Annotated in this window: 7 protein-coding genes and 2 pseudogenes; 2 read left to right on the top strand and 7 right to left on the bottom strand. The window is 68.3% G+C overall.

Features of this window, described 5'->3' with window-relative positions:
• Nucleotides 1–556: RNA-guided endonuclease InsQ/TnpB family protein (locus IEZ19_RS48385; protein WP_229841697.1), on the top strand; the 556-nt coding region annotated here is incomplete at its 5' end.
• 523 nt (nt 557–1,079) lie between these two features.
• Here IEZ19_RS48385 and IEZ19_RS48380 read toward each other — a convergent pair.
• From IEZ19_RS48380 to IEZ19_RS48355, 6 genes and pseudogenes are all read right to left on the bottom strand, one after another.
• Nucleotides 1,080–2,123 (bottom strand): patatin-like phospholipase family protein, encoded by a 1,044-nt coding sequence (locus tag IEZ19_RS48380; protein ID WP_189317737.1) that lies wholly within the window; start codon nt 2,121–2,123, stop codon nt 1,080–1,082.
• Nucleotides 2,042–3,100 (bottom strand): phosphopyruvate hydratase family protein, encoded by a 1,059-nt coding sequence (locus IEZ19_RS48375; protein WP_229841696.1) that lies wholly within the window; start codon nt 3,098–3,100, stop codon nt 2,042–2,044. Before IEZ19_RS48375 ends, IEZ19_RS48380 begins: the two co-directional genes overlap by 82 nt.
• A gap of 457 nt (nt 3,101–3,557) precedes the next feature.
• Nucleotides 3,558–3,767, bottom strand: a complete 210-nt coding sequence (locus IEZ19_RS48370) for a hypothetical protein (RefSeq protein ID WP_189317736.1) — start codon at nt 3,765–3,767, stop codon at nt 3,558–3,560.
• A gap of 307 nt (nt 3,768–4,074) precedes the next feature.
• The gene (locus tag IEZ19_RS48365; RefSeq protein WP_373297187.1) at nt 4,075–5,085 is read right to left on the bottom strand and encodes an alpha/beta fold hydrolase; all 1,011 of its coding nucleotides are present in this window, start codon (nt 5,083–5,085) and stop codon (nt 4,075–4,077) included.
• Nucleotides 5,086–5,522: 437 nt separating this feature from the next.
• Nucleotides 5,523–5,854, bottom strand: a pseudogene (locus IEZ19_RS48360) (transposase); the annotation flags it as partial.
• 49 nt (nt 5,855–5,903) lie between these two features.
• Nucleotides 5,904–6,392 carry a MarR family winged helix-turn-helix transcriptional regulator gene (locus IEZ19_RS48355; RefSeq protein ID WP_229841695.1) on the bottom strand — a complete coding sequence of 163 codons (489 nt, stop codon included), beginning with the start codon at nt 6,390–6,392 and terminating at the stop codon, nt 5,904–5,906.
• 58 nt (nt 6,393–6,450) lie between these two features.
• Between IEZ19_RS48355 and IEZ19_RS48350 the strand changes: the two genes are divergently transcribed.
• Nucleotides 6,451–7,323, top strand: coding sequence for an alpha/beta fold hydrolase (locus tag IEZ19_RS48350; protein ID WP_189317734.1), 873 nt, complete (start codon nt 6,451–6,453; stop codon nt 7,321–7,323).
• A 33-nt stretch (nt 7,324–7,356) separates the two neighbouring features.
• Here the strand turns inward: IEZ19_RS48350 and IEZ19_RS48345 are convergent.
• Nucleotides 7,357–8,198 (bottom strand): annotated as a pseudogene (locus IEZ19_RS48345) (IS5 family transposase).
• Nucleotides 8,199–8,868: the final 670 nt, after the last annotated feature.

Genomic DNA, 8,868 nt, shown 5'->3' with positions numbered 1-8,868 from the left:
CGGGAAACGACACAGCGGACGGCACCTCAACCGCCGCCGCGCAGCCGACCGGAAGCTGCGTTCCACGCTGCAGACGAAGGCCACCAAGTCTGCCAAGCGACGGGCGAAGAAGCATGCGGGCAAGGAGGCCCGGCGAGCCCGCGACATCAACCACAAGATCAGTAAGCACATCGTGGCGGAGGCTCAACGCACCGCACACGGCATCGCCCTGGAAGACCTGAGCGGCGTCCGTGAACGGGCCCGGCTGAAAAAGCCCCAGCGCACCACGTTGCACTCCTGGTCGTTCCACCAGCTCGGCGAGTTCATCGCCTACAAGGCGAAACGCGCCGGCATCCCGGTGGTGCACGTCGATCCGGCATACACCAGCCGGGAGTGCTCCAAATGTCATCACATCGAGAAAGCCAACCGGCCTTCCCAGGCCGTTTTCGCCTGCCGGTCGTGCGGCTTCGCTGAGCACGCCGACCGCAACGCGTCCCGCAATATCGGCCATCGCGGCTGGTACCTGTGGGTCCGCGGGGCCGAGTCACAGGCCCCTGCCCTCACCCTCATCGCCTGACCGGCGACACCATCGAGCGTGAAAGCTGGACGCAGCCGGAACCACCACAGCCAGTGGCGGCCCGAGCAGCAAACCCGGGAACTCATTCCCAGGTAGTTGACGAGAACGAGACGCATCCGTAGCGGCGCGTTGGCCCACTTCCCGGGGCTCATATCAGCGTTTGGCGTGAGCCGGCCCCAGGGCCGGGGTGCGTGGTGGCACGGCAGTGCCGGGCTGCCGGCCTCGCCCACTCCGGCCCCAGTCCGGCCACCAGTGGTGAGGTCGGCCTTGAGCTGCGGCAGGGCCCGAGAGGGCAGCCGGCTTGGCTTGACCAACTACCGGATCTGCCCTCGTAAGATCCCGGCGCCGGTCCAGCGGCGCGGCAGCGGCTCCGCGATCCGCCAGCTCGTCCTCCAAGCCCCAGCCCCACGACAAGACCAGTGGTGCCACTGGGGATGGCCTTCTCCTCAGCGGGAGCCGGGGGCGCATCGGCTGCGGGGAGGAACGCCAGATCTCACGCAGACGGACGTGGAGCGAACCGAGTTCATCGGCTCTCCGGGCCGGTGGCCGGGGAAGAGTCGGTTTGCCGGTCATGGTCAAGCCATTGGTTGGTCGAGTGGGTGGCCGCTTGCATGAGGTGCACCGTCTGCCGGAAATCGATGGGAGAGATTTCGACCGGGCTCGGTGACGGAACTACATGCAGCTTGGCCTGGGTGCGCGCCCTCTCGATGGAGGCGTTCATGCGCTGCTCCTCCAGCAGGTTGTAGCCGTGGATCGTCATCGCCAGAACCGTGGAGGGCGGAGCGGGGACGTGGCAGGACAGGCTCGGTGCGAGAACGTAGACCTCGTCCGCGCCCCGTTCGATTGCATGGTCCAGGGTGGTTCCGTTGGCTACGGCCCCGTCGATGAGAGGGCGCCCGTCGATCTCCACGGGCGGGTGGAACCCGGGAACGGCGATGCTGGCCAGTAGCGCAGGCACGGCGGGGCCGCCTGTCAGGAGCACCCCTCGCCCGTTACAGGCGTCCGCGGCCAGGACGCTGAGGTCAAGCGTCGCGTCTTCGATACGGCTCAGCGGCAGGGCATGGTCGAGGAAGCGGTGGAAACGGCGGTTGCCGAAGAGGTGGTTGACCCTGCCGGCTGCCGCCCGGAGGATCAGCAGAGGGTCGATGGGGAACACGTGGTTACGCAGTCCGAAGGCTGCGGCCGCGCCGCGTACCGGGCGCAGGGGGAAGCTGCCCAGCAGCCCGCGCACCACTTCAGACAGCTGGAGCGGGTACACATCGTGTTCGCCGACCTGCCGCCACAGCTCCACGAGTTCCTCTACACCGTGCGCGTCGGGCCGGGCCGCGAAGTAGGCCGCGTTCAAGGAGCCCACCGAGGCGCCGACGACAAGATCCGGACGGATGCCGTGGGCGGTTAGCGCCCGCAGCATTCCCACCTGGGCGGCTCCCAGACTGCCGCCACCCGACAGAACGAAAGCGGTGGTCATGAGCTCCTCCCAATTGATCATTCCACTGACCTCAGCCTGCGGCCACGAAGGAAGGAGTGCCACCGAAGCGGACGCCTGCTCCAGCAGACGTGTGAACACCGTCCTGAAGCGTCCTCGTGGTTCGGCGAGGAACGAGGGGGCCAGTGCGCTCCTGGGACCGGCGCACGCTCTCCGCGACTGGCGGGGACGCGGTGGACCTGGCGGCAGGAGTAATCGCCAGATGACCGGGTGTCAACGGCATAACAGGCAGGCGCGATCGATGAGCTGGTCGCTCGTGACGGCGGTACCCGCGATGTGATGAAGGCCGTCAGAGCCGCGGAACTGGCTGGCGGCTGGGTCCAGATCGCGACGCCGTCCCGGCCGGCGGTGTACCCGACATCCGTGATGGCGTCGACAATCAGCTTCAGGACATCCTCGGGCCGGTCGATGGCAGGGGCGAAGCCGCCCTCGTCGCCAAGCCCGGTGGGCTGGCCCAGTGCTGCCAGGCGGGCCTTGAGCCGGGCGTACACCTCGGTTTCGGCGCGGAGGGCCTCGGGCAGGCTGGGAGCGCCGAGCGGGGCCGGCATGAACTCCTGGAAGTCGAGGTTGTTGACCGCGTGGGCACCGCCGTTGACGACGTGGAAGTGCGGCACCGGCAGGCGCGGGGTGGTGCCCGCGATCTGGGCGGGGTGCTGCCACAACTCCCGTCCGGCGAGGGCGGCTTCGGCGCGGATGACAGCCGGGGAAACGCCGATGACGGCGTTGGTGCCGAGCCGCGACTTCGTCTCGGTGCCGTCCAGGCCGAGCAGGGCGCGGTCGAGCTCCGCGGCCGAGGCGAAGGTGCGGCCGGTGAGGGCCTGGACGATCTCGCCGTTGATGTGGCCGATGGCAGTCAGCACGCCCTGGCCGTTGTAGCGGGTCTGGTCGCTGTCGCGGAGTTCAACGGCCTCCCGGGTGCCGGTGGACACCCCGGCAGGGACGCAGGCGCGGACGCGGGTGCCGTCGGTGGTGGTGAGGGTCACGGCGAGGGTGGGGCGGGCGCGGGAGTCGAGGATCTCGACGGCGTGCAGGTTGCTGACCTGGAACCGCTTACTCACGAATTAAAGGACATGGTCTTCCCTTGTTCGGGGTGGCGGTAGACGCGGGACTGGTGGTGTCGGCGGCCAGTGCGGCCACGCGATGGCGCCGAGACGGCAATGCAGCCGGGACATGGGCGTCGAGACCAGGAATGGGTGTGCGCCACCACCGGAGGCTGGGCTCGGGGGCCTGCTCAGCCGTGTGACGAGTTGCCTGTGTGCCTTGGAGCCTTTTTCTCCAGGAGACGGCGGCCACGGAAGTGCGGACCACTGCCTCTGCCGCGATGTCACGGTCGTCGCCTGCCGTCGAGTCGTCCAGTGCCGGATGATTGGGGGAAAACGGTGGTTTCTCCACAGGGGATGACGCGTCGTCCACATGGCCTGTGGACAGACGGATTGGCGGTGCTGGGAGCCCGGCCGCCATCGACCTCATCAGCGCGCGGGTGGCGGCGAACGAGGTCCCGTTGCCCGGTCTCTATCACTGCGACGGTTCCGCGGGATGGTAGTCGGCCAGCCAGGCGGACACTTCCTCGCGTTCGCGTCGCTCTCTCGCGACCGCGTCGGCTGCCTGTTCGGCGTTGCGCCGGGAGCGGGCCTGGCCGCCGTACGGGCCGATGGTGAGCAGGCCGTGAGCGGTTTGTTCGGCGATGGTGCGTAGCAGGTGTTCCAGGGGGCCGATGGACAGCATCCGTGATTCATCCTTGCCGATGGGTAGCGAAAGGCTCGGTCCGAGGGGCTGCTGAGCTCGTGTTCTGCACCGCCCGGTTCCGTACGGCAGTATCCGCGCGGAGGCCCGGTATGTGCGGGAGGTCGGGGGTCGGGGTGTCGGTCAGGGGCGGTCGGGATCGCGGGGCCAGCAGAGCCGACTCTCGACGACGGCCTCTTCGGTTGATTTGTTGGTCGGCTGGTCCGGCTGCGGCCCGTGGACGTGGTGACGTCGGCCGTGCTTGTGGACGGCTGAGGGGCTTCGACCGGTGCTCAGAGGGATAGCGCGGTCAGTGTGTGGGAGGGATCGGGCCGCCATGACGGGGGCCGGGCACGTGTCTTGCGTGTCCGACCCCCTGAGAGCGCAGCCGCGCCCGCCATTCCTCCGTGCGCCGGCTGACCGGGTCTGTCGTCGCGATGAAGTCCTCCAGAACGGCCAGGAAGCGTTGCGGGTCGGTGTGGAACGGAAAGTGCCCCGAGTCCTCGAAGATCTCCAGGCGGCTGCCGGGCATCGCCGCGTGTGCCACCTTGGCGTGCACGGCGGGTACCACCTGGTCGCGCGCGCCCCACACCAGCAGGGTCGGCATACCTGCGGTGAGGTAGCAGCGGTCGAGCATGGTCACCACCTGACCGCGCCAGTCGACCACTGCGCGCAGCGTGCGGATGAACGCGTCGCGGGAGGCCGCATCGGGCAGCGCGTCCACCACGCGCAACAGATCAGGAGCGTCCACGCCGAGCCCGGTGTCCAGCAGTCGCAGCAGCCGGATCACGATGGCGGTCTGCGTCCGTACCGTCGGAAGTCGCAACGCGGCCAGAGCCAAGTGGGCCCCTGGCAGCGAGGCCAGGCGCAGCGCCGGAGTGACACCGCGGCCCACCCCGCCGGTGCTCACCAGTGCCAGGCGCTCGGTCCGGTCCGGGAACTGGTACGCGAACTGCATGGCCACACCACCGCCGAGGGAGTGCCCGACCAGGGTCGCCCTGTCGATGTCCAGCACTCCCAGCAGGTCCCGCATGCCGTTGGCGTACGCGGGGACCGAGTAGTCGCCGCGCGGCTTGTCGGAGAGACCGTGGCCCAGCAGGTCCGGGGCGATGACCGTGTGATGCCGGGCCAGCTCGGGGATCAGATCGGCCCAGGTGTCCGAGGAGTCGCCAATGCCATGGATCAGCAGGACGGCCGGGCCCTGGCCCGCCATGCGGAAGGCCCAGCGGTGGCCGTGGATGGCCTGGTACTGCCGTGGGACGGGCTTGCGGACCGCACGCAGCCGCGTGGACTCGCCACGCTGCGGGGGGATGCTTGCCACAGTGGCTCCTCTCCAGGGCAGACGACGGCCCCTAGGCGGCTCGCCGTTGACGTGCTCGTAACGCATACGGGCTGGGAGAATATAAGTCGACAAGTCGATTCATTGGAATCGGTTATGTCACACCAGGCGCCAGTGAGGGCCGCACCAAAACCCATCGACCTGCAGCTGGATCTGCCAGAGGAGTGCGCCACCAGGAGGACCCGGCCCCCGTCGTGACCTTCGTGGAATGGAACCAGCGGATGAGAGACCGCAGAATGCTCATCTGCAACGCCGAAGGCATCGCCCTGTACGAGCAAGGCCGGGCCTGGGCCGACAGCATCGTCAGCTTCACGCCTTACCGGGTTCCTTGCAGAAAGCCCCGGCGTTCACGCCGGGGATGAATGCATCCCAAGACTGCTCTGACGTGCACCTCAGAGGCCGCGCGGGTGGGCGACTGGTCATGGCCGGTGCTGGGGACGGGTAGCCCAGCGGTGGGTGGTCCAGGCTCGGCGGATCAGACTACGGACGGTGATGATCGTGTCGGCGAGGTCGAAGAATACCTCGATGACGCTGACGCGCCGTTCGTAGCAGCGGGCGAGTCGGTGGAGGCGTTCTGCCAGGCGTGGGTGCGCTCGACCGGCCACCGCGGGGTGGCCTGGACCGGCGCCTTGGTCCCCTTCTGGGCGATCTGGCCGTGCAGCCCGCGCTCGGCGAGCAGGGTGCGGGACTTCGCCGAGTCGTAGCCGGCGTCGAGGTGCACGGTGATCTCATCAGGGAGCGGCCTTTCGCCGTGACAGCAACCGGCGCCTGTCCGCATCCGGAGATGACTGCCCCTCTGGCTAGCAGGGCGGCTCGGCGTTCGAGACATCGACGTCGTCGAAGAGCGCCAGCATCCGACCCAGCACCCGGACACAGGCGGCGACGTCCGTGTCGGTGAGGTCGCCAGCCGCCTGGCGCAGCAGGGCGTGCTCGTGGGCGGCTATGGCCGTGATCGCCGCGTGGCCGTCGTCGGTCAGTCGGATCAGCGAGGAACGCTGATGCGCGGGGTTCGGGATGCTCTCGACGAGCTTCCTTGCGGCGGCGTCATTGACCATCCGCTGCACGAACTGGCGGCTCAGCGACTGGGCTCGACCCATCTGGGGGACGGTCATCGGCCCGTGCTCGCGCAGCAGGTCCAGAACGGCGCGTACGCCGACGGAGAGACCCTGGGTGGCCTCTAGCTCGATCTTGCGCTGGACGCGGCGGTAGAGCGGTCCGACGAGGGCGAAGACCTCCATCAGCCGTTCCGGGAGCTCTTCGGGGGAGAGGATGCGGTCGGTCTCGGTCACTGAATCATGATGACACCTCGGTTGCCATATCGACAACAGATGTGACACCTTGGTTGTCATGAATGAGACGTCGATATCCGCACCGGCCGCCGCCTCCACGCCCATGTTCGACACCTACGCATCAGAGGACGGCCTGCTCGTCTATCGCGACGCCGGCCCTCGCGACGGCCGGCCGGTGGTACTGCTGCACAGCGGCTTCGCGGACCACACCCAGTTCGAGAACCTGATCCCCGGCCTGGCCGCCGCGGGCGTCCGGGTCATCGCCCCCGACGCCCGCGGCCACGGCTTCTCCGCGAACGCGAGCAAGCCATTCCGGCAGGCTGACGACCTTGCCGCGCTGCTGCAGCACCTCGATCGCGGCACTCCGGCGATCCTGGTCGGCGTCTCGATGGGCGGGCTCATCGCCATCGACACCGCGATCGAGTACCCCGAACTTGTCCGGGCTCTCGTCGTCAGCGGCCGCGGCATCGGCGAGCCCGACCTCAGCGACCCGTGGTCTGCCGCGCACCAGGAGGCCCAGGCCAACGCCCTTGCCGCCGGCGACATCCCTGGCTGGCTGGAGAGCATCGCCCAGTGGGTACCGGGCCCCTCCCGCACGCTCGACGACGTCGACCCCGAAATCGTGCGCCACGTACGGGAGATGGCGATGCGCACCCTCATGAAGCACACCCCGGACGAGCCAAACCACTGCGTTCCGGTCGAAGACGTGGCTTCCCGCGCCAAGGACATCACCGCCCCAGTCCTGGCCATCAACGGCGCCCTGGACACACGCGGTTGCCTCAACACCGTCACTGCCCTGATGGACGCCGTCCCCAACGGTCGCATCAAGCAGCTGGACGGTGCCGCCCACTACACGACCATGGAGCAGCCGGAGGAATTCACCCGGATCCTCCTGGATTTCCTGCAGGAGATATACGCCTCAGAGGGCTAGCGGTGATTTATTGCCGCGCGGGTGGGCGACCGGTCATGGCCGGTGCTGGGGACGGGTAGCCCAGCGGTGGGTGGTCCAGGCTCGGCGGATCAGACTACGGACGGTGATGATCGTGTCGGCGAGGTCGAAGAATACCTCGATGACGCTGACGCGCCGTTCGTAGCAGCGGGCGAGCCGGTGGAAGGCGTTCTGCCAGGCGTGGGTGCGCTCGACCGGCCACCGCGGGGTGGCCTGGACCGGCGCCTTGGTCCCCTTCTGGGCGATCTGGCTGTGAGCCCGCGCTCGGCGAGCAGGGTGCGGGACTTCGCCGAGTCGTAGCCGGCGTCGAGGTGCACGGTGATCTCATCAGGGAGCGGCCCAAGTTCAGCCAGTAGATCGAGAGTTGGAGCCAGAAGTGGCGAGTCGTGGCAGTTGGCGCCAGTCAGGACGCGGCCGAGCGGGATGCCGTACCCATCGGTCATGCCCGACCGTTTCAGGCCCTGCTTGCCCCGGTCGACCGGTGAACGTCCGGCCGCCTCGCCGCCGCCGGGGGCCTTGGTGATGGCACCGTCCACGGCGATCTGGTCCAGCGCGAGACCGACGATGCGGTCGTAGGCGTCCAGTGCGATCTGCTTCAGCCGGGCGAACAGACCCAGGCGTATCCGCTCGTCGCGGCGGTTGCGGATCGTGGTGGCCGAGCAGACGGAGTCCGCGATCGCCTCGTAGGAGCAGCCGAACCGGAGGACCTGCAGCAGCTTGTCGAAGACGATCCGGTCACTGATCCGGCGTCGGTGGCAGCCCAACGGGTGGGTCGGATCGAACTCGGGGCGCTGCGGTAGCAGGGCGGCGAATTGGTCCCACAGCGGTTCGGTCAGCCATGATGGCAGCGCAGGCACAGGTCTCCCAATGATCACAGGGCGTCGCAACTCCATGATCGCGGATCCCATTCTCTGCTCCGCGCCTCACGCGCGCACGCCGCCTCCGCAAGTGCAAGCCACCGGTCAAACTTCAGTGGCATATGGTCAAGCTTCTATGGCACGGAAGTGCGCCACCAGGCGCTATGCAATCGAGTGGAGGTGAAAGACCTTCTCCACCGGGCCGTCGCAGCGGCCTGGTGAAGCTGGGGGCAGCCTGATCCAGGGAACGCCGGGGAGGGTGGCAAGCGGCCCCGACAACGGCGGGACGTGCCGGGACTACCGGACGGTGCGGGTCCGCATAGCGAGGTCAGAAGGTGTAGCGAGAGCGAACCAGTGGATGAAGCTCCGTAAGCAGCGAGCCAGCTCAAACCTGATGGATATGGGCCGGTGTGCAGCGCGTGATCCGTCATCTCCGGACGGCGGGTCAACTCCGAAGCCGGATTTGCTGTTCCGGTGGGGAGGCCACGTTGAAGGTCTGCGGCGTAGGCGTGGCGATGCTGTCGGAGTAGAGCTGGGCGCCTCCCTCATGAACGGCCTGGTCGAGGGCCACTACCCGACCCACGAGGAGCAGGGCCCGGAGCTCCGCGGTCGGCTCACCCGCAAGCGCATCCCGCGTGCCAACGACTACAAGCAGGCGGGCGAGCGGTAC

Source organism: Streptomyces brasiliensis (genome assembly GCF_014647875.1).
Classification (GTDB): Bacteria; Actinomycetota; Actinomycetes; order Streptomycetales; family Streptomycetaceae; genus Streptomyces; species Streptomyces brasiliensis.
This window is presented reverse-complemented; position numbering and strand designations above follow the sequence as displayed.

What these genes read in the sequence shown, in the direction of transcription:
- IEZ19_RS48370 (WP_189317736.1), bottom strand. Translation starts at nt 3,767, where the DNA reads ATGCTGTCCATCGGCCCCCTGGAACACCTGCTACGCACCATCGCCGAA.
- IEZ19_RS48350 (WP_189317734.1), top strand. Translation starts at nt 6,451, where the DNA reads ATGAATGAGACGTCGATATCCGCACCGGCCGCCGCCTCCACGCCCATG.